Origin of the sequence: Siccibacter colletis (genome assembly GCF_025914095.1) — a bacterium.
GTDB lineage: Bacteria > Pseudomonadota > Gammaproteobacteria > Enterobacterales > Enterobacteriaceae > Siccibacter > Siccibacter colletis.
Genome location: NZ_CP074352.1, coordinates 67,784 through 88,989 on the forward strand (window position 1 = coordinate 67,784; position 21,206 = coordinate 88,989).

A 21,206-nucleotide genomic window follows, 5' to 3' on the forward strand; every position below is an offset into this window, starting at 1 on the left:
ATTCGTCTCCGTTACACCTTTTCCACATTCACCAGGAACGCCTTGAACTCAGGCGTCTGCGTATTCGCATCGCCGACGAACGGCGTCAGGGTGTTGGCGATAAAGCCTTTCTTCGCCACGCCTTCGTAACCCCAGTGGATAGGAATACCGATGGTATCGACTTCCTGACCGTGGACGTTAAGCGTGCGGATACGTTTGGTCACCACCGCCTTGGCTTTGATGTAGCCACGGTTGGAGGAGACTTTCACCGTATCGCCCTGGGCGATGCCGAGTTTGCCCGCCAGCTTCTCACCGATCTCCACGAACTGCTCCGGCTGCGCGATGGAGTTCAACAGCGCATGCTTGGTCCAGTAGTGGAAGTGCTCGGTCAGACGATAGGTCGTACCCACGTACGGGAACTTATCTTTTTTACCCATGGCTTCCATGTCGCCTTTAAAGACGCGGGCTGCCGGGTTAGAGATAACGTTCGGGTGCAGCGGGTTGGTACCCAACGGCGTTTCAAACGGCTCGTAGTGTTCCGGGAACGGACCTTCGGCCAGTTTATCCATCGCAAACAGACGACCCATCCCTTCAGGCTGCATGATAAACGGCCCGACATCGCTGCCCGGAGGCGCGGTGCTGTAGTCCGGAATATCAGCGCCAACCCATTTACCGTTGGCGTAAGACAGAAGCTGACGCTTCGGATCCCACGGTTTACCCTGCGGGTCCGCAGAGGCACGGTTATAAAGGATGCGGCGGTTGAGCGGCCAGGACCATGCCCAACCCAGGGTGTTGCCCAGGCCTGACGGGTCGGCGTTGTCGCGGCGCGCCATCTGGTTGCCATCTGGCGTCCAGCTTCCGGCGAAGATCCAGCAGCCGCTGGACGTGGTGCCGTCATCGCGCAGGTGTGCGAAGGTGCCAAGCTGATTGCCTTTCTTCGCCAGCACATCGCCGGTAACCGGGTCGATAATATCGGCCAGCGCTTTACCGTTGCTTTCCATCGCTACTTCTTCCGGCGACGGGTTGTGCGGCGTGGAGTAGTTCCAGCTCATGTTCAGCACCTGCTCAGGGCAGGCGCCGCCCTCTTCGGCATACATCTTGCGCAGGCGCATGAAGATACCGGCGAGGATTTCACCGTCGTTCAGGGCTTCGCCCGGCGCGTCCTGACCTTTCCAGTGCCACTGCAGCCAGCGGCCGGAGTTAACGATAGAACCGTTTTCTTCGGCGAAGCAGGTGGACGGCAGACGGAACACTTCGGTCTGAATGCTGGCGGTGTCCACATCGTTCTGCTCGCCGTGGTTCTGCCAGAATGTGGCAGTCTCGGTGTTGAGCGGATCGATGGTGACGAGGAACTTCAGTTTCGACAGCGACGCGACGACTTTGTTTTTGTTCGGGAATGAGGCGACCGGGTTAAAGCCCTGGCAGAAATAGCCGTTCACTTTGCCCTGGTTCATCATTTCGAAGTACTGCAGTACGTCGTAACCCTTATCCCACTTCGGCAGCCAGTCAAAGCCCCAGCTGTTTTCCGCGGTCGCCTTGTCGCCGTAGAAGGCTTTCATCAAGGAGACGAAGAATTTCGGGTAGTTACTCCAGTAGTTCACCTGGCCTTCGCGCAGCGGTGTCGGCGTGTTGGCAGTCAGGTAGGTCTGGAGGTCGGCCTGTTTCTCGCTTGGCAGCGTCATGTAGCCGGTCAGGCTCTGTGACAGCAGGCCAAGGTCGGTCAGTCCCTGGATGTTGGAGTGGCCGCGCAGTGCGTTAACGCCGCCGCCTGCCATGCCCATGTTGCCGAGCAGCAGCTGGATCATTGCCATCGTACGGATGTTCTGGGCGCCAACGGAGTGCTGGGTCCAGCCGAGTGCGTACAGGAATGAGGCGGTTTTGTCGTGAACACTGGTTTCGGCAATGTATTCACACACCTTCAGGAAGTCTGCTTTTGGCGTTCCGCAGATGTCTTCCACGATTTCCGGCGTGTAGCGAGAAACGTGGTGCTTCAGCAGATTCCAGACGCAGCGCGGGTGGCTGAGCGTGGTATCGCGTTTGGCGAAGCCTTTCTCATCCAGCTCGTAGTTCCAGGAGGTTTTATCGTATTTGCGTTTATCCGCGTCGTAGCCGGAGAACAGGCCATCTTCAAAGCCAAAATCTTCACGCACGATAAGGCTGGCGTTGGTATAGGCTTCAACGTATTCGCGGTTAAACTTGTTGTTATTCAGCAGGTACAGCAGTACGCCTGACAGGAAGGCAATGTCAGTACCGGAGCGGATCGGTGTATAGAAATCGGCAACCGACGCCGTACGCGTAAAGCGAGGATCGATAACAATCAGCTTCGCGCCATTATGGATTTTGGCTTCCATCGCCCAGCGGAATCCCACCGGATGCGCTTCTGCCGCATTCCCGCCCATCACAATGATGAGGTTGGCGTTCTTCATGTCGACCCAGTGGTTGGTCATCGCACCGCGACCAAATGTTGGAGCAAGACTTGCTACCGTTGGTCCGTGTCAGACACGCGCCTGGTTATCGACGGCTAACATGCCGAGCGAACGCGTAAATTTTTGAGTTAAATAGCCGGTTTCGTTACTTGATGCGGACGCACACAGCATACCGGTGGAGAGCCAGCGGTTTACGGTCGTGCCTTCGTCATTCTTCTTGATAAAGTTGGCGTCACGGTCTTCTTTGACCAGCTTCGCGATGCGGTCGAACGCCTCGTCCCAGCTGATGCGCTGCCATTTATCGGAACCCGGAGCACGATATTCCGGATACTTCAGGCGGCTTTCGGAGTGGATGAAATCCACAAGGCCCGCGCCTTTCGGGCAGAGCGCCCCGCGGTTTACCGGATGGTCCGGGTCCCCTTCGATGTGAAAAATAGATGCTTTGGCGTTTTTCGCACCGTCGCCGAGGCTATACATCAACAGCCCACAACCAACGGAGCAGTACGTACAGGTGTTACGGGTTTCACGGGTGCGCAGCAGTTTATATTGACGTGTTTCTGCCAGCGCTACGCTGGGTGCAAAGCCCAGTGCCGCTACCGTGGTGCCTGCCATACCGCCAGCGCAGATCTTAAAGAACTGCCTTCTGCTGACCTGCATGGTCACTCCTTACTTTTGACATTACTCATCACCCCGTTGGTAGCCGCGTTGCTTATTGTTTCCTGAAGCAGCGGATACGTTGGGGATTTAGTTTTTGTTTTGCGGTCAAAGCCGCAAAGGTTCAGAATTGCTGTTTTCCCACCTCAGTCCCTGAAGCGAAGGGCCACGAGAATACCATAATGCCGGTGTGGCTGTTCCAATACGGTTAAAAAAAAGTGAAGAATATTTCATCAGCACAGAACGAAAGTGTGACTCAGATCACAGGCGCAAAATCCGTTTCGCTGTGGCAGCGCGATGCGCTCGACCATACCCGCGAGGATATGCTGGCGGAAGAAGTGCCCGTGGCGCTGGTCTACAACGGTATTTCACATGTGGTGATGATGGCTTCCCCCAAGGATCTGGAACTTTTCGCCCTTGGTTTCTCGTTATCGGAAGGCATTGTTGAATCTTCACACGAAATTTACGGAATGGATATTGTCCAGGGGTGTAATGGCACGGAAGTCCAAATAGAGTTATCCAGCCGGCGCTTTATGGGTTTAAAAGCGCGCCGTCGCCAGCTCGCCGGGCGTACCGGCTGTGGCGTCTGCGGCGTTGAGCAGCTGGAGGATATTGGCAAGCCATTGACGCCATTGCCTTTTACCCAAACCTTCGATCTGGCAAATCTCGATGCGGCACTGGCTACCCTGAAGACGTTCCAGCCGGTCGGGCAGCTCACGGGCTGTACTCACGCCGCCGCCTGGCTAACCCCTTCGGGTGAGGCGACGGGTGGACATGAAGACGTCGGTCGCCACGTCGCACTCGATAAACTGCTGGGTCGCCGCGCACGGGAAGGCTGGAGCGACGGTGCCGTGCTGGTCAGCAGCCGCGCCAGCTACGAGATGGTGCAGAAGTCTGCCATGTGCGGCGTGGAGATCCTGTTTGCCGTCTCGGCCGCCACGTCGCTGGCGGTTGACGTGGCCGAACGCTGCAACCTGACGCTGGTCGGCTTCAGCAAACCGGGCCGGGCGACCATCTATACCCATCCGCAGCGTCTGCGCTAATCATTCAAAAATTTTGATTTTTATCAGCAAAAGCTTGTGCTTTTTATAAGCACAGGCTTGCCCTATGATTTATCACATCGAGGCAGACCGCCTCACATCAAACTAAATCATTAAGGGTCTACATCATGAAAAACATCAAAACTTTTGTTGCTGTTATCGCACTGGCTTCCTCTTTCGGTGCTTTCGCTTCCCAGACCATTACCGCGACCGGTTCTACCCTGGACGCGACCGAAGCGAAAATCGCCGCTCAGGCGCAGGATATGGGCGCTTCCTACAAAATCACTTCAGCGTTCAACCGTAATCAGGTTCACATGACCGCAGAATTGACCAAATAAGACTGCTTTACCGTAGAAAGAGCGCCTGAGGGCGCTTTTTTTTTGCGTGCTAACTAGCTGAAACCAAACGCCACGCGGCTTCCAGGGGCGTTGGTCATTAAAAAAACACTTAAAGCGAAATTTCTCTGGGCCGATATAGCATGTATTCGGGAAACCGTCCGTATGTGAATACCGCTATGATCACTTTAAATTCCAATCTCTACGCCGATAAAACGAGAAATAACCAGACTAAAGTCGAATCTGCACTGAGTCAGGCAATGGAGCGGCTATCTTCAGGGATGAGAATCAACGGCGCGCGCGATGACGCCGCCGGACAGGCTATTGCTAACCGTATGACGGCGAATCTGCGCGCCGACAGCGCGGTGGCGCGTGGCATTGACGACGGGATCAGCCTGTCGCAGACCGCCGAGGGCGGGCTGGCCAACATCAGCAACCTGCTGATCCGCGCCAAAGAGCTGGCGGTTCAGGCGGCGACCGGCACGTTGTCGCTGGAGGACCGCGCCAGTATTCAGAAAGAGTTCGAGTCCATCAGCGCCACCATTAACCATATCTCGAATAACACCGAGATTTTTGGCAAGTATCCGCTGGCGACCGATGACCCGGAGCTGCCGCCGCTGGTATATGGTGACGTGCCGCCGCTCAGCGTGAAGTTCCCGACGCCGGGGACCGACTATAACTTCACCTCCGGTATCGTGCCGCTGGCCTATGTGCCTGCCGGCGCGACTAACGTGGTGATCACCATCAACTCGCTGGGGCTGGACGATGATATTCAGCTCTTCACCCGCGACGGTAAGCATATTGTCGGTACGCCGTTCAACGATGCTAACCCGGACTACACCTGGGTGAGCAAAGGGATCACGGACGACGCCTCGGCGAATGCGAAGTTTATTAATGAGTCGAACGGCTTTTTGCCGGGCGCGAGCTATGACGACAGTTCCCTGACCCAGGGCGGGCCGATCTGGGTATTTAACGGTGGCGCGACCGCGACGCTGAACGGCCTGACGATCCGCTACAGCGGCGATACCGATCGCTACGAAGACGCGTCAAATGGTGGCTTCAACGATGGGCAGAACGGCGCGCAGATGCAGGAACGTCTCCGCCTGTTGGGCACCGTGCCGGAAGATCTGATTGTGATGGTAGTGGGAAACGGTTCGTTCAGCAGCAACGTCACCTGGAGTTCGTTGCCGGCACCGACGATGGTGCCGGCGAAACCACCGCGCGCCAGTGAGCCGATTGAGATTGTGACCAGCGCCAACTTCGGCGATGAGATCAGCAAAAAAACCATTGCGCCAACGCCGGCCGATACCAAAACGTTAGGGATTTCGAAAAGTAAACTCGACCCGGCAGAAGAGGCCAGCAAAGCGCTGGGCGCGCTGGATAAGGCGCTGGAAAAGGTGAGCGGCTACCGCAGCGAGTACGGCAGCCACATCAACACCTTCGAATCCGCCAAAGCCACGCTGGCGCAGAGCACGCTTGCCACCACGGCAGCGCGCAGCCGCATTGAAGATGCTGACTACGCGATGGAAGTGAGCAAGATGAGCCGGGCGCAGATTATCTCTCAGGCGAGCACCGCGGTACTGGTGCAGGCGAATCAGATGCCGGAAGTGGCGCTGACCCTCCTGAAAGGCTAATCAGGGTACGCCAAGCAGACGCAGCCCGGCGGTAACTGCCGCCGCGGCGATAATGACGATAATCAGCGGCGTTTTGCGCCACGCCAGCAGCACCGCCACCGCAACACCGCACAGGCGTGCCATCCCGGCGAAACTGGTGCCGGAATAGAGCGTGGTAGCCAGCGCTACCGCGAACAGCAGCGTGGTGGCCGCATCCGACAGCATCGCCTGAGAGCGCTCGGAGAGCGCCATGCGGCTGCCCAGTTTCGCGCCGCCAAAACGCATCAGCCAGGTGCCGAGCGACAGCACCACAATGCCAGCAATCACTAACAGCGTAGCGTGCATCATTTCTTCCTCGTCAGAACGCCCAGCAGCGACAGCAGCACCGGCAGGCCCACCGGTGCAAACGGCACCGCCGCCAGGGAAATAGCCGCGCCGCTGGTCGCGCGGATCAGGGTGGTACGATTTTTCAACGCCGGGATCACCAGTGCCAGCAGAATGGCCGGGAAGACCGCATCAAGCCCAATCGCTTCAGGCGACGGCAGCAGCGAGCCAATCACGCTCCCCAGCAGCGCACCGAGCGGCCACAGGGTCGCCACCCCCAGCCCGCACAGCCAGAACGCGGCTTTACGTTGTTCGTGAGTGGACTGCGCGAGGCCAAACACCACGCTTTCATCATTCATAATGTGGCAGCCGAGCAGGGCGGCCGCGCGGTTACCCACCAGGTCCCGCACCGCCACGCCAAACGGAATATGCCGGGCGTTCACCAGCAGACCAGCCGCCGCTGCAGCCAGCGGATGCCCGCCGCTGGCAATAATGCCGATAAACATAAACTCTGACGCGCCGGCGAGTACGGTGATCGACAGCACCAGCGGCAGCCAGAGCGGGAAGCCGTAGGCCATTGCTAATGAACCATAAGAGACGCCGACCACCGCAACCGCGAGGCACACCAGAAAAATCGCTTTTCTGGTATCGGCGCTCAGGCAAGAGAAACGTTGAGTGAACATAGATCTTTAGCCATATCGAACGAGTATCCATTATAATGAACACAGCGAATTTAAATTTCAAGCGAACGATCGTTCGTTTTATTGAACACCGGAGCCGTAAATGACACCGCCCATTGATGTGATTGCCAGAAGCCTGGTGCGCGAACGCGCCCGAACCGGGCTGTCGCTGGCCGAGATTGCGCGCCGCGCCGGGGTCGCCAAATCGACCCTGTCCCAGCTGGAAGCGGGTAATGGTAATCCCAGTCTCGAAACCCTGTGGTCGCTGTGCGTGGCGCTTGGCATCCCGTTTGCGCGCCTGTTTGAACCTCAGGCTGCCCAGACGCAGGTTATTCGCCGCGGGGAGGGCACAAAGGTGGTGGCAGAGCAGGCCAATTATCAGGCCATTTTACTGGCGACCTGTCCGCCCGGCGCGCGCCGTGACATCTACCTGCTGATGGCAGAGCCGGGGGCGGACCGGGTATCGCACCCGCATCCGCCGGGTTCCGTCGAACATATCATTATTACCCAGGGGCGGGCGCTGGTCGGGCTGACGGAGGCGCCGGAAGAGCTGCACCAGGGGGATTACATCTGCTATCCCGCCGATCGGGAGCACGTTTTCCGCGCGCTGGAGCCAGCTACCCAGGCGCTGCTGGTGGCAGAGCAGAACTGATAAATATTTGTTCAATTTTTATGAACAAGCTCAGCAAATCCTTCCGCTTTTTGTTCAGGGGAGAGGGGTCTATTATTACTCCATCGAAGGCAATCAGCCTTCTCCCTGACAAAATAAGATGAAGGAATACCCGATGAAAACTATCAAAACTTTTGTTGCAGTTATCGCCCTGACTTCTGCTTTTGGTGCTTTCGCTGGCCAGACCGTGACCGCAACCGGTTCTACCCTCGATGATACCGAAGCGAAAATCGCTGCGCAGGCGCATGAGATGGGCGCATCCTATAAAATCACCTCCGCGTTCAACCGCGACCAGGTTTATATGACCGCTGAACTGACTAAATAAATGAATTCATGTTGAAAGAGCGCCTGAGGGCGCTTTTTTTGTTATATGGACTCGGTGACGGGGATGCGCGACACTAGCCCGCGATCACTCTTTACGGGCCGCTCACCATGTCGCTAAAAGCCATCGCCACACATCTGGGTCTTTCCGTCACCACCGTCAGCCGTGCGCTGAACGGCTATGACGACGTCTCGCAGGAGACCCGGGCGCGCGTCGAGGCGGAAGCACAGCGTCGCGGCTATCGGCCAAATACTTTCGCCCGCCGTCTGAAGATGGGCAAAATCGACGCTGTCGGACTGGTGTTTCCGGTGCTGCCCGCCCCGCTGAATAACAGCGTGTTTCTCGGGATGGTAGGCGAGATCAGTCGCGAACTGGCGCAGTACGAAATCGATCTGCTGCTGATTGCTGATGACGATCTGGCGGACCGCCACAGCTATATGCGCCAGGTGCAAAGCCGCCGCGTTGATGCCCTGATCGTCGCGCACACCCTCGATAACGACCCCCGGCTGCAGGAGTTACAGCGCGCGAATTTCCCTTTCCTGGCGCTGGGTCGCAGCCAGCTTGCGCAGCCCTACGCCTGGTTTGATTTCGATAATCAGGCCGGAACGCGGCAGGCAACGGAGCGTCTGATTGCGCTCGGCCATCAGCGCATTGCCCTGCTCGGGGAGAACAACAGCCAGGCGTTTATCACCCAGCGTCGGGACGGCTGGCGCGACGCGCTGCGGGCGTACCATCTCTCTGATGCATGGCTGCGCCTGCTGCCGCCTACCCGTCGCGCCGGGTATAAAGCTACACTGGAGCTGCTCGCACTGCCCACGCCGCCCACGGCGATCGTCACGGACTGCAACTCCCACGGCGACGGCGCGGCGATGGCACTGCAAACCCTCGGTCGTCTGCAAGGCGATAACGCGGTATCGCTGGTGGTGTACGACGGACTGCCGCCGGACAGCATCGTTGAACTTGATGTTGCAGCTGTGATCCAGTCCACCCGTCAGGGCGTGGGGCAGCAGATTGCCGACATGGTGCGCCGCCTTATTGCCGGTGAGCCGCTGACGCAGCTGCAGGTGCTCTGGCAGCCAGAATTTTTCCCCGGTGTGACCCTGAATACACCCCCGCAGTAATTCTCAATAATTTAACAACGCTCACATAACCGAAACGTTGTGGTTGGCATCCGAAACGTTTCGGATCAACAGTTAAAGCAGACCCGATTCAGGAGATGCTTTATGGAAGAGACCTGTTACCGCCTCACCAGCAATGCCACCGACGTGATCATTGTCCTCGCACCATTCCCGGAAATTGTTTACTGGGGGGCACATCTTGCCTGGTTTTCGCCGCAGGATTGCCACAGTTTGACGCGCCCGGTTGCTAACGGGCGGCTGGATGTTGATTCCCCGATTACCCTGATGGCAGAGAGCGGCCATGGCCTGTTTGGCGCGCCGGGCCTGGAGGGGCATCGCAACGGCCAGGACGCCTCACCGGTGTTTACCCCGGTGAGGGTTGAGCAGCAGGGCAATGCCCTGACGATCTTCTGCGAGGACGTGAACGCCGGTCTGGGGCTGGTCAGTGAACTGGTGCTGACCGACAGCGGCGTGCTGAAGTTGCGCCACGCGCTCACCAACCAGCGTGCGCAGCCGTGGCAGGTGGATCGCTTCGCCGTCACGCTGCCGGTGCCGGAGCGGGCGGGGGAGGTGATGGCGTTTCACGGTCGCTGGATCCGCGAGTTCCAGCCGCACCGCGTAGCGCTGAGCCATGACGGCTTCGTGCTGGAAAACCGTCGCGGGCGCACGTCGCATGAACACTTTCCGGCGCTGATTGCCGGCACGCCGGGCTTCCACGAGCAGCAGGGCGATGTCTGGGGCGTGCATCTTGGCTGGAGCGGCAACCACCGTATCAAGTGCGAAGCGAAAACCGATGGTCGCCGTCTGATCCAGGCCGAAGCGCTCTATTTGCCTGGCGAAATGGCGCTGGAAGAAGGGGAAACGCTGCATACTCCGTGGCTCTATGCGAGCTTCTCCGCTACCGGGTTAAACGGCATGAGCCAGCAGTTCCACCGCTTCCTGCGCGACGAGATTATCCGCTTCCCCGGCGACAAGCCGCGCCCGGTGCATCTCAATACCTGGGAAGGCATCTATTTTGATCATGACCCGGCGTACATCATGCAGATGGCGAGCCGCGCCGCCGAACTGGGCGTCGAGCGCTTTATCATCGATGACGGCTGGTTTAAGGGGCGCAACGACGACCATGCTGCGCTCGGCGACTGGTATCTCGATGAGAACAAGTATCCGGACGGCCTGATGCCGGTGATCAACCACGTGAAATCCCTCGGCATGGAGTTCGGTATCTGGGTGGAGCCGGAGATGATTAATCCCGATTCCGACCTCTGCCGCGCGCATCCCGACTGGGTACTGGCGCTGCCGGGCTACCCGAAAACCACCGGGCGCCACCAGTGGGTGCTGAACCTGAGTATTCCCGAGGCGTTTGACTATCTGGTGGAACGCCTGAGCTGGCTGCTGGGTGAGCATCCCGTCGATTACGTGAAGTGGGACATGAACCGCGAGCTGGTACAGCCGGGGCATCATGGCAGGGCCGCGGCAGATGCCCAGACGCGTCAGTTTTATCGCCTGCTCGACACCCTGCGGACACGCTTCCCCCAGGTGGAGTTTGAGTCCTGCGCCTCGGGCGGAGGACGTATCGACTATGAGGTGCTGACCCGCAGCCACCGTTTCTGGGCCTCCGATAACAACGATGCGCTGGAGCGCAGCACCATCCAGCGCGGCATGAGCTATTTCTACCCGCCGGAAGTGATGGGCGCGCATATCGGCAACAGCCGCTGTCATGCCACGTTTCGCCAGCACAGCATTGCCTTCCGCGGCCTGACTGCGCTGTTTGGCCATATGGGGCTGGAGCTGGACCCGGTCACCGCCGATGCCGACGAATACGCAGGCTATCAGCGCTACGCCACGCTCTACAAGCGCTGGCGCGGGCTGATCCATTCCGGCACGATGTGGCGGGTGGCGATGCCGGACAACACCACGCAGGTACAGGGCGTGGTTAGCGAAGACAAAACCCAGGGGCTGTGGCTGGTGAGCCAGCTGGCGATGCCGGATTACACGCTGCCTGGCGCCCTGAGAATACCGGGCCTGGAGCCGGGCGCACGTTACCAGATTCGGCTGGAAGATCCGTCCACCCTGCCGTTAACCGGTGCCGGCGGGCATACCATGCGCAAGCTGCCAGGCTGGATGACTTCGCCAGTCAGCGCCAGCGGCGAATGGCTGGCGCAGGCCGGGCTACAGCTGCCGGTAATGGACCCGGAAACGGCCCTGCTGATAGTCGTTGAACGAGTGTAACGGAGCGGGGCCGCATGGCCCCGACGCGCCACGCCTTTGAGGATATCCTGAATGAACACCACCGCCTGTACCTACAAAAATAACCCTAACTTCTGGATTTTCGGTCTGTTCTTTTTTCTCTACTTCTTTGTCATGGCGACCTGCTTTCCGTTCCTGCCGATCTGGCTGTCGGACATCATTGGCCTGAACAAAACCGATACCGGGATCGTCTTCTCCTGCATCTCGCTGGCCGCCATCAGCTTCCAGCCGCTGCTTGGCGTGATTTCCGATAAGCTCGGGCTGAAGAAGCACCTGCTGTGGATCATCACCCTGCTGCTGGTGCTGTTCGCGCCGTTTTTCCTCTACGTTTTCGGTCCGCTGCTGAAGGTGAATATCTGGCTCGGAGCGCTGAGCGGCGGGCTGTATATCGGCTTCGTCTTTTCATCCGGCTCGGCGGCGATTGAGGCTTATATTGAACGCGTCAGCCGCAACAGCGCGTTTGAGTACGGCAAGGCACGCATGTTCGGCTGCCTCGGCTGGGGGCTGTGCGCCTCCACCGCTGGCATCCTGTTCAACGTTAATCCGGCGCTGGTGTTCTGGATGGGGTCCGGCGCGGCACTGCTGATGATGGTGCTGCTGATCCTGGCGCGGCCGAAACCGAATCAGACGGCGCAGGTGATGGGCGCGCTGGGGGCTAACCAGCCGCAGATCACCGCGAAGATGGTATTTGGCCTGTTCCGTCTGCCAAAGATGTGGATGTTCATTCTGTACGTTGTCGGCGTGGCCTGCGTCTATGACGTGTTTGATCAGCAGTTCGCGACCTTCTTTAAATCCTTCTTCGCCACGCCGGAAGCGGGTACGCGGGCATTTGGCTTTGCCACCACCGCCGGGGAGTTGTGCAATGCCATCATCATGTTCTGCTCGCCGTGGATCATTAACCGCATCGGCGCGAAAAATACTCTGCTTATCGCTGGCACCATTATGGCGACACGCATTATCGGCTCGGCATTCGCCACCACCGTGGTGGAAGTGGTGGCGCTGAAAATGCTGCACGCGCTGGAAGTGCCGTTCCTGCTGGTGGGTGCCTTCAAGTACATTACCGGCGTGTTCGATACGCGCCTTTCCGCCACCATCTATCTGATTGGTTTCCAGTTCTCCAAGCAGATGATGGCGATCTTCCTCTCCGCCTTCGCCGGCAATATGTATGACCGCATCGGCTTCCAGGATACCTACCTGATGCTCGGCTGCTTCGTGCTGACCGTGACGGTGGTATCGGCGTTTACGCTCTCATCCAGCAAACGTAAAGGTGCGGTAGCGCAGCCAGAGGAGCTGGCGCAGCGCGTATAATATTTAAACAGCGTTACAGTTCTCGGATGATTATGTTATGCTCAAAAGTGTTACTTTGTGAGACCTGGGGTCTGAAATGAATGCAACAAGGCTAAGGCAACAAGGTGGGGCGGTCATCATGACCATCCCTAAAGAAACGCTGACGCAAATGAACTGGGAAGCAGGAATGGTGGTGGAATTGCACCCTGCCGGGCAATCGCTGACGGTAACATTGAAACAGCCGCGTCCGCGTGGGAAAAAATCACTCGCCGAGCTGCTTAAGGGTATCGACAAGGATGAAATTCAACAGCTTAACGAGGCGATGGGCGATGTGCTGAACTCACCACCCGTTGGCAAGGAGATCGTGTAGATGGCACCAGGGATGAAATTTCCGCATAAGGGAGAAATCTGGCACGTAAATGGCGACCCGACAAAAGGCCGTGAATTTCAGGGTCCACACTATTATCTGGTGATTACCGACAAACAGCTGGTTAAAGCATTGGGCGTCGCCACCTGCGTGCCCATTACCACAGGTGGAAGCGCCGCGCGATCTGCACAGGTTACGGTCATGCTGGACGGCGGCAGTACCGATAAAGGCAGCGTAACCGGTGTGGCCCTGTGTTACATGCTGAGAAGTATGGATCTCAAAGCACGTGGTGCCCGGTATCACTCCACAGTGGAAGCCGCCGTCATGCGTGAGATACTTGATAAGGTTGTTGATCTTATCGACCCACAGTAAACGCGTTATTTGTTACTACATAAAAAAGCCCGCTCGCGCGGGCTTTTTTTGTCATACCTGAGGACAATTTCTCACTGTCTTCCTGCTGGAAAAGTAACCAGAGTCAGGGTACTATTGTAAGATTAGTTCTTACAGTGGAGGCAATATGGCGCGTACCATGACCGTCGATCTGGGTGAAGAGCTTCGTGGTTTTGTGGAGTCTCTGATCGCTACCGGAGACTACCGAACGCAAAGCGAAGTGATTCGGGACTCGCTGCGTTTACTGCGAGAACAGCAGGCGCAGTCGCATCTGCAGCAGTTGCGAGCGCTCATCAATGAAGGGGTGAACAGCGGTGCCCCGCAAGAGTGGAAGCAGGATGCTTTCCTTCAAAACCTAAAAGCCAGGGATCGGCATGATGACGAGACGGATTGAGCTAACGCCGAAAGCCAGTGAGGACATGGAAGCGATCTGGCGCTATGGCAAGGGCCGGTTTGGGGAGGCACAGGCGGATAACTATATTGGAAAGCTTTCTTCGCATTTCGATATGCTTGCCCGCCATGACGTTGGGATTAAGCGCCCTGAGTTGAGTAAAGGTATTTACTCTTTTGCTTGCGCCCACCACGTACTCTTTTTTTCCGTACCGACATGTCCATTACTGTTGTTCGCGTATTACACCATTCGCAGGACGTGATGCGTCACCTTTCCCTGTAAGGCATAAAAGCCCGCTTGCACGGGCTTTTTTATGGCCTGTCACTCCAGATAAAACACCGCTGTAAGCGGCTCGCTGATCGGGCTGTTATCGGGGTTGCTCGACATGATATCGCGCATGTGCTGCCACCAGCGCTGGCAGACGTCGGTGCGGGCGACAGCGTCCCAGCGCTCTTCGGATTCAATCTCTACCGTGGCGAATAGCAGGTTACGCACCGGGTCGAGCCAGATGGCGTAGTGGTGCGCGCCGTGCGCTTTCAGCACCGCTTCCAGCTCCGGCCAGATCGGGGTATGCCGCCGCTGATATTCGTCATGGGCGTCCGGATTTACCTGCATCACAAAGGCTTTGCGGATCATAAGGCCTCCAGATAGAGCTCGCGCACCTCGTCGCGGCTGGCGCTGCGGGGATTGCAGGGTGCGCACGGATCGGCGAGGGCGTTATCCAGCCAGCCTTCAATATCGGCTTTCGTGACGCCAAGCTGGCTGAAGCCAGAGGGAATGCCGACCCTGGCGCTGAGCTGGCGAATGGCGTCGATCGCCGCCTGGCTGGCAGCCTCATCGCTCATCCCCTGGGTGTTAACGCCCATGGCTTGCGCGATGCGGGCAAAGCGCGCCACCGCATTGGGGCGGTTAAAGTTTTCGATGATCGGCAGCAGGATGGCGTTGCACACGCCGTGCGGCAGGTTGTGTGTGGCGCCCGGCTGGTGGGCGAGGGCATGGACCAGCCCCAGACCGGCGCTGTTGAAGGCCATGCCCGCCAGGTACTGACCGCAGGCCATCATCTCCCGCGCCTCCAGGTTGCTGCCGTTCTCAACGGCGGCGGGCAGCCAGTGGCTAATCAGACGAATGGCCTCCAGCGCGTTGGCGTCGGTCAGCGGATGCGCGCCCACAGAGACATAGGCTTCCACCGCGTGGGTCAGGGCGTCCATGCCGGTGGCGGCGGTCACAGCGGGCGGTATGGCGACCATCACGCTGGCATCGTCCACGGCGATATCCGGAATAATATGCGCATCGATAATCACCTCTTTAACGTGGCGCGCCGAATCGATTATCACCGCATTGCTGGTCATCTCTGCCGCGGTACCCGCCGTAGTGTTGATCGCCACCAGCGGCACGCCGGGATGGGTGACTTTGCCCACGCCCGAATAAGCGGTAGAGGGGCCTGGATTGGCGGTAAGGATTTTTACCGCTTTGGCGGTGTCGATGGGGCTGCCGCCGCCGAAGGCAATAAGGTAGTCGCACTCTGCCTGCTGAAACGCGGCATAGCCCTGCTGCACCAGTTCTTCGGTCGGATTAGGGAATACCGCATCAAACAGGTGATATGGCATCTGGTGGGCGTCGAGCGCGGCAAACAGGCTGTCCAGCAGGCCGAGCGTGACCAGCTGGCCGTCGGTTACGATCAGGGCCTTGCCCCAGCGTTTGCCCGCGACCATCTGCACCATATCGCCGATTGCACCTGCGCCATGCAGGCTGATTTTTGGCAATGCCAACATAAAGCTCATGGTATATCTCCTTGATATTTAAATAATTCGTGCGGCGGCATCCGGTGTCGCCGGGGTTAATACCTGAAGGGGCAACGTCACATTCGCCGCCGCGCCAGCAGGCGACGGGTAACGATCGGCAGGGAAATCACCACAATCAGCATCAGACCGATAATGATCGACATGACGATGCCCGGCACGTTGAGCAGGCTCAGGCCGAAGGTCACCAGCCCCATCAGGAACGCGGCGATAATCACTCCCGGCATGCTGCCAGAGCCGCCAAGGATGTTGACCCCACCGAGCACCGCCATGGTCACCACGCTCAGCTCCCAGCCGAGCGCGATGGTCGGGCGGGTACTGCCGAGACGCGAGGTGAGCAGCACCGCGGCCAGACCGGCCATCAGGCCCACCAGCGCAAACAGCAGCAGGTTGTGGCGCTTCACGTTGATCCCCGAGAACCACGCGCCGGTCGGGTTGTTGCCGATGGCGTAGGTGCGGCGGCCAAAGTTGGTGCGATGCAGCAGGAATGAGAAGGCTATTGCCAGCACGATAAACAGCGCGAACTCAAACGACAGCGCGCCCCACACGTAGCCCTGACCAAACCAGGCGAAGCTCTCCGGGTAATCTTTCAGCGCCTGGTCGCCGAGCAGGATATAGGTGATACCGCGGAACAGGCTCATGGTGCCGATGGTGATAACGATGGACGACAGGTTGAAGCGCGTCACCAGCAGGCCGTTAAACAGCCCGCACAGCAACCCGACCCCCAGCCCGACACACACCAGCTCCGGAGTGCCGAATCCCGCCTGGGCGCAGAACCCCATTACCGTCGAACTGAGCGCAATGGTGGAGGCCACCGAGAGGTCAATCTCCCTGGCGATAATCAGCATCGCCATCGGCAGCACGATGATTGCTTTTTCGGTGAAGTTGAAGGTGGCGTCCGACAGGTTCCAGATATCCAGAAACCACGGCGAGGCGATGGCATTGCCGACAAACACCGCCAGCGTCACCGCCAACAGAAACCCTTCCCAGCACAGCAGGCGTTTCAGGAAGGTGGGAGGCACCGGCGCAGCGGCCGGCGCATCGGTCATCATTATTTTGCTCATGGATTCACCGCCTGTTTTTGTCGGGCCAGCGCCGCATCACGCAGGATCAGCCGCCCTTTGCGTTTGTTGCCGCGCTCGTTGAGCAACACGGCGATAACGATCACCGCGCCGGAGATCGCCATCTGCCAGAACGGCGAGACGCCAATCACCGGCAGCGCATTGTTGATAACGCCGAGGAACAGCGCACCGCACAGGCAGCCGAGCACGCGTCCGATGCCGCCCATGGTGCTGATGCCGCCGATCACGCAGGCCGCCACCACCTGAAGCTCAAAGCCGTTCGCCACGTCAACGTAGGCCACCGCAAAGCGCGAGATCCACAGGTAGCCGCAGAACCCGGCCAGGGTGCCGGAGAGGCAGAAGCTGATGAACTGCATCTTGCCGGCGTTGATGCCGGTGTACCAGGCGGCGGTCGGATTGCCGCCAGCGGTGTAAAGCGCGCGTCCGGTGCGGCTGAAGCGCAGGAAGTAGCCCACCAGCAGCAGCGCGGCGATGGCGCACCAGCTCAGTACCGGCAGGCCAAGCAGCGCCGTGCGCGGCAGGGCGAGAAACGCCTGGCTCATCTGGTGGGCGTTGATCCATCCGCCGTCGGTAAGCAGGAAGATAATCCCGCGATAGACGCTCATGGTGCCGAGGGTCACCACTATCGCCGGAATGCCGAGCTTCCACACCAGCAGGCCGTTGATCGCGCCCATCACCAGCCCAAGCGCGGTGGCGATCAGCATCAGCGTCCAGACCGGCAGCGCCGGATAGTGGAAATTCAGCAGGGCGACGATCATCCCGGTGAGCGCCAGGTTAGCGGCCATAGAGAGGTCGATGCCTTTGGTGAGCAGCACCATCATCTGGCCGAGGGCGAGAATAATCAGGATCGAGGTGTCGTTGAACATCTCAACAAGGTTGCCGGGGCTGACAAACGACGGTACGCGACTGCCGATGGCGGCAATCATCAGCACGATGACCACCGCCAGCAGCGCTTCGCGATTTTTAAGCAGGGATTGCCACATTATGCTGCCTCCTTGCCCGCGCCGCTGGCGGCGCTGACGATGGTTTCCGCACTGGCTTCCCCGGCGCGATAGTGCGCCACCATCAGCCCCTCGTGCATCACGATAATGCTGTCCGCCATCCCCATCACCTCCGGCAGTTCGGACGAGACCATGATCACCGCCAGCCCCTGGGCTACCAGCTCGGACATAAACTGGTGCACGGCCGCTTTTGAGCCGATGTCGATGCCCTTCGTCGGCTCATCGAGAATAATCACCGTCGGGTGAGTGGCCAGCCATTTGGCGATCACCACCTTTTGCTGGTTGCCGCCGGAGAGCGTTTCGACCGCCTGGCGCCAGCTAAATGCCTTCACCTGCAGGCGACGGGCGTACTCATCGGCCAGCGCCCATTCGCGCGTCTCATTGAGTACGCCGTTGGGATTAAGGGTGCCGAGCTGCGGCAAGCTGATGTTCTGGGCGATCGGCAGTTCGATAATCGCCCCCTGTTTCTGGCGTTCCTCCGGCACGCAGACGATACCGGCGCGGATGGCATCGGCGGGCTGGCTGAACGAGACGGGAACACCATTAAGGACAATCTCACCGCTGGCGGGTCGGGAGACGCCGCACAGCGCCTGCATCAGCTCGGTGCGCCCGGCACCGACGAGGCCGTAGAAGCCGAGGATCTCCCCTTTGCGCAGCGAGAAGCTGATGTTGGCGAACTCGGTGGGGTGGCTGAGATTTTTTACCTCCAGCACCGTCTCCCCCGGCTCGCAGGCGATTTTCGGGTAGGTCTGGGTGATGGCGCGCCCCACCATCATCGATACCATGCGCTCTTCGGTGATGTCGTTCATCGCCCCGGCGCTGATAAATTCGCCGTCGCGCAGAATGGTGTAGTGGTCTGCCAGCTCGAAGATTTCGTCGAATTTGTGCGAGATAAACAGAATTGCTTTGCCGTCATGCTTCAGACGTTCAACAATTTGATAAAACTCCAGAATTTCATGCTGTGACAGCGCGGCGGTTGGCTCGTCGAGGATCACCACCTGGGCGTCGAACGACAGCGCGCGGGCAATCGCCACCATATGCCGCTGGGCGATACTCAGGGTTTTCAGGATGGCACGCGGGTCAATCTGCACTTCCAGGCGGGTGAGGATCTCCTGTGCCCGGCGATGCATTGCTGGCCAGTCGAGCTTTCTGAACAGCCCGCTATGCAGGTACTGGCCGACAAAAATGTTCTCGGTGACGGTCAGCTCGTCGAACAGCACCGTCTCCTGGTGTATCGCCGTGATGCCAACCTTGTGGGCGGCTTCCGGTGTCGGGAGCTGGATGGGGATCGCTTTATATAGGATTTCGCCGCCGTCAGGCTGATAGATGCCGGTCATCACTTTGACCAGCGTGGATTTGCCCGCGCCGTTTTCGCCGATAAGCGCGGTGACCTGGCCTGGCCAGAGGTCGAGCTGCACGTTCTCAAGAGCGCGTACACCAGGAAAAACTTTGGTGATGCCCCTGAGCGACAGCAGCGGTGTGGATGCCGTCATGATGTCTCTCCGAATCGATGGGTTAAACCACCCTCACCCCGGCCCTCTGCAGGAGAGGGCGGGATTGTTCACGCCTGGGCGCCGATCAGAACATCTTCGCGAACTTGTCGATGTTGCTCGCGTCGTAGACGTAAGGCTCAGCCATTGCGCCGTTGCCATCCGCATCCAGCTTCACTTTACCGAGTTTGCCCATGCTGGCCTCGGTTTTAGTGGCGGTGCCTTTCACCAGATCGTGAGCGAGGTAAGTGGCGGCATAGCCGAGATCGATTGGATTCCAGATGGCAAAGCTTTTGGTGGCCCCGGACTTCACCGCGCCCGCCATCTCAGACGGCAGGCCCAGCCCGGTAACGTACACCTTGCCAATCTTGTTCTGGTCCTTCACTGCCTGCGCTGCGGCGACAATGCCCACCGAGGAGGGGGAAACAATCACTTTCAAATCGGGGTGGGACTTCAGCAGGCCCACCGCTTCGCGGTAGCTCTTATCGGAGAGGTCGTCACCGTAGGCGACGGTCACCAGATTGACGGAAGGGTACTTCGGCAGCACCTTTTTCATCTCTTCAATCCAGATATTCTGGTTGGTGGAGGTGGGCGTTGCGCTCAGCACCGCGACGTCGCCTTTCTCCACCTTAAGCTCTTTCAGCGCCGCGGCGGCCAGCTTGACGTTGGTTTCGCCAATCAGCGCATTGTTGGACGGGTTGAGGTGGATCTGGCGGCCCGCTTTTTCCACGCCGGAATCCCAGGAAACCACCTTAATGCCACGCTGCATGGCGCGTTTGAGCACCGGCACTACCGCGTCCGGATCGTTGGCGGAGATGGCGATGGCATCCACGCCCTGGGCGATAAGCCCGTTGAGCACTTCAATTTGCGCCTCGGCGGTGGTGGTAGTTGGCCCGGTGTAGATGACCTTCACATCCCCCAGCTCTTTGGCAGCCTGCTGCGCGCCGACGTTGGCGGCTTCGAAAAAGCCGTTCCCCAGCGATTTGGCGACCAGCGCGATTTTAACCTCGGCCAGCGCCGGGCCGGAGAAGGCCAGAACAGATGCGATGAGCGTACAAGCCGGTATTGCTTTTATTTTCATGTTGTACTCCACGTTTGCAGGTTTCAGGTACAGATTGCTTTCGCCGTAGCACCCGGCGAAAGCGCAGGTAAGTTATTTTATTTTTTAATCTCTAAAGCACTGGCGCGCGGTGTCACGCCAAAACGTTTGCCGAGCGCGATCAGCTCGTCGCGGCTGATGGTCTGCTTCATGCCGCCCATCGAAATCACTTTCACCAGCACTTCCGCCGACTTTTCCGCGGTGTCGATCAGGCCAAACGCCTCATCCAGGGTCGGGCCACTGCCAAACACGCCGTGGAACGGCCACAGTACCAGGGAATGTTTCGTCATCTCATGGGCGGTGGCGGCACCGATTTCATCGGTACCCGGCACCATCCACGGCAGAATGCCGACGCCGTCCGGGAACACCACCAGACACTCGGTGCTGCCTTCCCACAGATAGCGGGTGATGATGTCGGTGTCGTTCTCCAGCACGTAGGTCAGGGCAATCAGGTTGGTGGCGTGGCAGTGCATAATGACGCGATCTTTACCGCCGGTGGCCTGAATGCGCGAGCAGTGCGACAGGAAGTGTGACGGCAGTTCGGATGTCGGCACCGCCTCGTCAGTCAGCCCCCACAAAATGTGGTAGCCCGCGCCGTCGCTGTCGACTTTTACCACCCCGAGATTCGCGGTGGGGTCGAGCTGGACGTTGCGGAAAAACTTGCCGGAGCCGGTGACGATAAACGCGGTGTTCGCCAGCAGCGGCATCGGCTGGCTGAGGGCGATATAGCGCGGCACGGCGTGGAAATCTGCCTCGTAGGGCGCCAGATCGTGCGCGTCGAGACGCAGCGTCAGGTTACCGCCGTTGCGCTCGTCCCAGCCCTTGAGCCAGGCGTCGGTGGTGGCTTTGATCATGCCCTGTACGAACCAGGCGTTAAGGATGTTCTGCATAG

22 protein-coding genes are annotated in these 21,206 nt (G+C 58.9%); 12 read left to right on the forward strand and 10 right to left on the reverse strand.

Features of this window, described 5'->3' with window-relative positions; translation table 11 throughout:
• Positions 1-11: 11 nt before the first annotated feature.
• Positions 12-3,062: a formate dehydrogenase-N subunit alpha gene (gene fdnG, locus KFZ77_RS00365; protein ID WP_264385145.1), complete on the reverse strand. Its 3,051-nt coding sequence runs from the start codon at positions 3,060-3,062 to the stop codon at positions 12-14.
• Between the two features lie 215 nt (positions 3,063-3,277).
• Between fdnG and fdhD the strand changes: the two genes are divergently transcribed.
• The 3 genes from fdhD (at position 3,278) to KFZ77_RS00380 (ending at position 6,068) form a co-directional block, all read left to right on the forward strand.
• The gene (fdhD, locus tag KFZ77_RS00370; RefSeq protein ID WP_264385146.1) at positions 3,278-4,102 is read left to right on the forward strand and encodes a formate dehydrogenase accessory sulfurtransferase FdhD; all 825 of its coding nucleotides are present in this window, start codon (positions 3,278-3,280) and stop codon (positions 4,100-4,102) included.
• Between the two features lie 125 nt (positions 4,103-4,227).
• Entirely contained in the window at positions 4,228-4,437 is a 210-nt protein-coding gene (locus KFZ77_RS00375) for a YdgH/BhsA/McbA-like domain containing protein (RefSeq protein ID WP_031522136.1), read from the forward strand.
• A gap of 176 nt (positions 4,438-4,613) precedes the next feature.
• Entirely contained in the window at positions 4,614-6,068 is a 1,455-nt protein-coding gene (locus tag KFZ77_RS00380) for a flagellin N-terminal helical domain-containing protein (protein ID WP_031522135.1), read from the forward strand.
• On the opposite strand, the gene KFZ77_RS00385 is transcribed toward KFZ77_RS00380, so the two are convergent.
• Together KFZ77_RS00385 and KFZ77_RS00390 are read right to left on the reverse strand one after the other, a co-directional pair.
• Entirely contained in the window at positions 6,069-6,392 is a 324-nt protein-coding gene (locus tag KFZ77_RS00385; protein ID WP_031522133.1) for an AzlD domain-containing protein, read from the reverse strand.
• The gene (locus tag KFZ77_RS00390) at positions 6,392-7,054 is read right to left on the reverse strand and encodes an AzlC family ABC transporter permease (protein WP_031522131.1); all 663 of its coding nucleotides are present in this window, start codon (positions 7,052-7,054) and stop codon (positions 6,392-6,394) included. The genes KFZ77_RS00385 and KFZ77_RS00390 overlap by 1 nt, the downstream gene beginning before the upstream one ends.
• 100 nt (positions 7,055-7,154) lie before the next feature.
• Between KFZ77_RS00390 and KFZ77_RS00395 the strand changes: the two genes are divergently transcribed.
• The 9 genes from KFZ77_RS00395 (at position 7,155) to KFZ77_RS00435 (ending at position 14,105) form a co-directional block, all read left to right on the forward strand.
• The gene (locus KFZ77_RS00395; protein ID WP_264385147.1) at positions 7,155-7,703 is read left to right on the forward strand and encodes a helix-turn-helix domain-containing protein; all 549 of its coding nucleotides are present in this window, start codon (positions 7,155-7,157) and stop codon (positions 7,701-7,703) included.
• A 133-nt stretch (positions 7,704-7,836) separates the two neighbouring features.
• Complete coding sequence (locus KFZ77_RS00400; protein WP_031522128.1) at positions 7,837-8,046, forward strand: YdgH/BhsA/McbA-like domain containing protein; 210 nt, start codon at positions 7,837-7,839, stop codon at positions 8,044-8,046.
• A 107-nt stretch (positions 8,047-8,153) separates the two neighbouring features.
• Positions 8,154-9,164, forward strand: coding sequence for a LacI family DNA-binding transcriptional regulator (locus KFZ77_RS00405; protein ID WP_031522126.1), 1,011 nt, complete (start codon positions 8,154-8,156; stop codon positions 9,162-9,164).
• 102 nt (positions 9,165-9,266) lie between these two features.
• Positions 9,267-11,390 (forward strand): alpha-galactosidase, encoded by a 2,124-nt coding sequence (locus KFZ77_RS00410; RefSeq protein WP_264385148.1) that lies wholly within the window; start codon positions 9,267-9,269, stop codon positions 11,388-11,390.
• A 51-nt stretch (positions 11,391-11,441) separates the two neighbouring features.
• Positions 11,442-12,716 carry an MFS transporter gene (locus tag KFZ77_RS00415; protein ID WP_031522123.1) on the forward strand — a complete coding sequence of 425 codons (1,275 nt, stop codon included), beginning with the start codon at positions 11,442-11,444 and terminating at the stop codon, positions 12,714-12,716.
• A 118-nt stretch (positions 12,717-12,834) separates the two neighbouring features.
• A complete protein-coding gene (locus KFZ77_RS00420; RefSeq protein WP_264385149.1) occupies positions 12,835-13,065 on the forward strand; it encodes an AbrB/MazE/SpoVT family DNA-binding domain-containing protein in 231 nt (76 codons plus the stop codon).
• Positions 13,066-13,434, forward strand: coding sequence for a type II toxin-antitoxin system PemK/MazF family toxin (locus KFZ77_RS00425; protein WP_264385150.1), 369 nt, complete (start codon positions 13,066-13,068; stop codon positions 13,432-13,434).
• A 145-nt stretch (positions 13,435-13,579) separates the two neighbouring features.
• Positions 13,580-13,846 (forward strand): type II toxin-antitoxin system ParD family antitoxin, encoded by a 267-nt coding sequence (locus tag KFZ77_RS00430; protein WP_031522118.1) that lies wholly within the window; start codon positions 13,580-13,582, stop codon positions 13,844-13,846.
• Positions 13,827-14,105 carry a type II toxin-antitoxin system RelE/ParE family toxin gene (locus KFZ77_RS00435; protein WP_264385151.1) on the forward strand — a complete coding sequence of 93 codons (279 nt, stop codon included), beginning with the start codon at positions 13,827-13,829 and terminating at the stop codon, positions 14,103-14,105. The genes KFZ77_RS00430 and KFZ77_RS00435 overlap by 20 nt, the downstream gene beginning before the upstream one ends.
• A gap of 59 nt (positions 14,106-14,164) precedes the next feature.
• Here KFZ77_RS00435 and rhaM read toward each other — a convergent pair whose 3' ends face one another.
• The 7 genes from rhaM to rhaD all read right to left on the reverse strand — a co-directional run bounded on the left by rhaM (position 14,165) and on the right by rhaD (position 21,204).
• Entirely contained in the window at positions 14,165-14,479 is a 315-nt protein-coding gene (rhaM, locus tag KFZ77_RS00440; RefSeq protein ID WP_264385152.1) for an L-rhamnose mutarotase, read from the reverse strand.
• Positions 14,476-15,624 carry a lactaldehyde reductase gene (gene fucO / locus KFZ77_RS00445; RefSeq protein ID WP_264385153.1) on the reverse strand — a complete coding sequence of 383 codons (1,149 nt, stop codon included), beginning with the start codon at positions 15,622-15,624 and terminating at the stop codon, positions 14,476-14,478. Before fucO ends, rhaM begins: the two co-directional genes overlap by 4 nt.
• Positions 15,625-15,701: 77 nt before the next feature.
• The gene (locus KFZ77_RS00450; RefSeq protein WP_264385154.1) at positions 15,702-16,706 is read right to left on the reverse strand and encodes an ABC transporter permease; all 1,005 of its coding nucleotides are present in this window, start codon (positions 16,704-16,706) and stop codon (positions 15,702-15,704) included.
• The gene (locus KFZ77_RS00455; protein WP_406678794.1) at positions 16,703-17,707 is read right to left on the reverse strand and encodes an ABC transporter permease; all 1,005 of its coding nucleotides are present in this window, start codon (positions 17,705-17,707) and stop codon (positions 16,703-16,705) included. The genes KFZ77_RS00450 and KFZ77_RS00455 overlap by 4 nt, the downstream gene beginning before the upstream one ends.
• Complete coding sequence (locus KFZ77_RS00460) at positions 17,707-19,218, reverse strand: sugar ABC transporter ATP-binding protein (RefSeq protein ID WP_264385155.1); 1,512 nt, start codon at positions 19,216-19,218, stop codon at positions 17,707-17,709. The genes KFZ77_RS00455 and KFZ77_RS00460 overlap by 1 nt, the downstream gene beginning before the upstream one ends.
• 85 nt (positions 19,219-19,303) lie before the next feature.
• Positions 19,304-20,296 (reverse strand): rhamnose ABC transporter substrate-binding protein, encoded by a 993-nt coding sequence (gene rhaS, locus KFZ77_RS00465; RefSeq protein ID WP_264385156.1) that lies wholly within the window; start codon positions 20,294-20,296, stop codon positions 19,304-19,306.
• A 77-nt stretch (positions 20,297-20,373) separates the two neighbouring features.
• Positions 20,374-21,204 (reverse strand): rhamnulose-1-phosphate aldolase, encoded by an 831-nt coding sequence (gene rhaD / locus KFZ77_RS00470; protein WP_031522108.1) that lies wholly within the window; start codon positions 21,202-21,204, stop codon positions 20,374-20,376.
• Positions 21,205-21,206 lie beyond the last annotated feature (2 nt).

Excerpts from the sequence above, each read along its gene's own strand:
- KFZ77_RS00375 (WP_031522136.1), top strand. The coding sequence starts at position 4,228 with ATGAAAAACATCAAAACTTTTGTTGCTGTTATCGCACTGGCTTCCTCT.
- KFZ77_RS00380 (WP_031522135.1), top strand. The coding sequence starts at position 4,614 with ATGATCACTTTAAATTCCAATCTCTACGCCGATAAAACGAGAAATAAC.
- KFZ77_RS00385 (WP_031522133.1), bottom strand. The coding sequence starts at position 6,392 with ATGCACGCTACGCTGTTAGTGATTGCTGGCATTGTGGTGCTGTCGCTC.
- KFZ77_RS00390 (WP_031522131.1), bottom strand. The coding sequence starts at position 7,054 with ATGTTCACTCAACGTTTCTCTTGCCTGAGCGCCGATACCAGAAAAGCG.
- KFZ77_RS00395 (WP_264385147.1), top strand. The coding sequence starts at position 7,155 with ATGACACCGCCCATTGATGTGATTGCCAGAAGCCTGGTGCGCGAACGC.
- KFZ77_RS00400 (WP_031522128.1), top strand. The coding sequence starts at position 7,837 with ATGAAAACTATCAAAACTTTTGTTGCAGTTATCGCCCTGACTTCTGCT.
- KFZ77_RS00405 (WP_031522126.1), top strand. The coding sequence starts at position 8,154 with ATGTCGCTAAAAGCCATCGCCACACATCTGGGTCTTTCCGTCACCACC.
- KFZ77_RS00410 (WP_264385148.1), top strand. The coding sequence starts at position 9,267 with ATGGAAGAGACCTGTTACCGCCTCACCAGCAATGCCACCGACGTGATC.
- KFZ77_RS00415 (WP_031522123.1), top strand. The coding sequence starts at position 11,442 with ATGAACACCACCGCCTGTACCTACAAAAATAACCCTAACTTCTGGATT.
- KFZ77_RS00420 (WP_264385149.1), top strand. The coding sequence starts at position 12,835 with ATGACCATCCCTAAAGAAACGCTGACGCAAATGAACTGGGAAGCAGGA.
- KFZ77_RS00425 (WP_264385150.1), top strand. The coding sequence starts at position 13,066 with ATGGCACCAGGGATGAAATTTCCGCATAAGGGAGAAATCTGGCACGTA.
- KFZ77_RS00430 (WP_031522118.1), top strand. The coding sequence starts at position 13,580 with ATGGCGCGTACCATGACCGTCGATCTGGGTGAAGAGCTTCGTGGTTTT.
- KFZ77_RS00435 (WP_264385151.1), top strand. The coding sequence starts at position 13,827 with ATGATGACGAGACGGATTGAGCTAACGCCGAAAGCCAGTGAGGACATG.
- rhaM (WP_264385152.1), bottom strand. The coding sequence starts at position 14,479 with ATGATCCGCAAAGCCTTTGTGATGCAGGTAAATCCGGACGCCCATGAC.
- fucO (WP_264385153.1), bottom strand. The coding sequence starts at position 15,624 with ATGAGCTTTATGTTGGCATTGCCAAAAATCAGCCTGCATGGCGCAGGT.
- KFZ77_RS00450 (WP_264385154.1), bottom strand. The coding sequence starts at position 16,706 with ATGAGCAAAATAATGATGACCGATGCGCCGGCCGCTGCGCCGGTGCCT.
- KFZ77_RS00455 (WP_406678794.1), bottom strand. The coding sequence starts at position 17,707 with ATGTGGCAATCCCTGCTTAAAAATCGCGAAGCGCTGCTGGCGGTGGTC.
- KFZ77_RS00460 (WP_264385155.1), bottom strand. The coding sequence starts at position 19,218 with ATGACGGCATCCACACCGCTGCTGTCGCTCAGGGGCATCACCAAAGTT.
- rhaS (WP_264385156.1), bottom strand. The coding sequence starts at position 20,296 with ATGAAAATAAAAGCAATACCGGCTTGTACGCTCATCGCATCTGTTCTG.
- rhaD (WP_031522108.1), bottom strand. The coding sequence starts at position 21,204 with ATGCAGAACATCCTTAACGCCTGGTTCGTACAGGGCATGATCAAAGCC.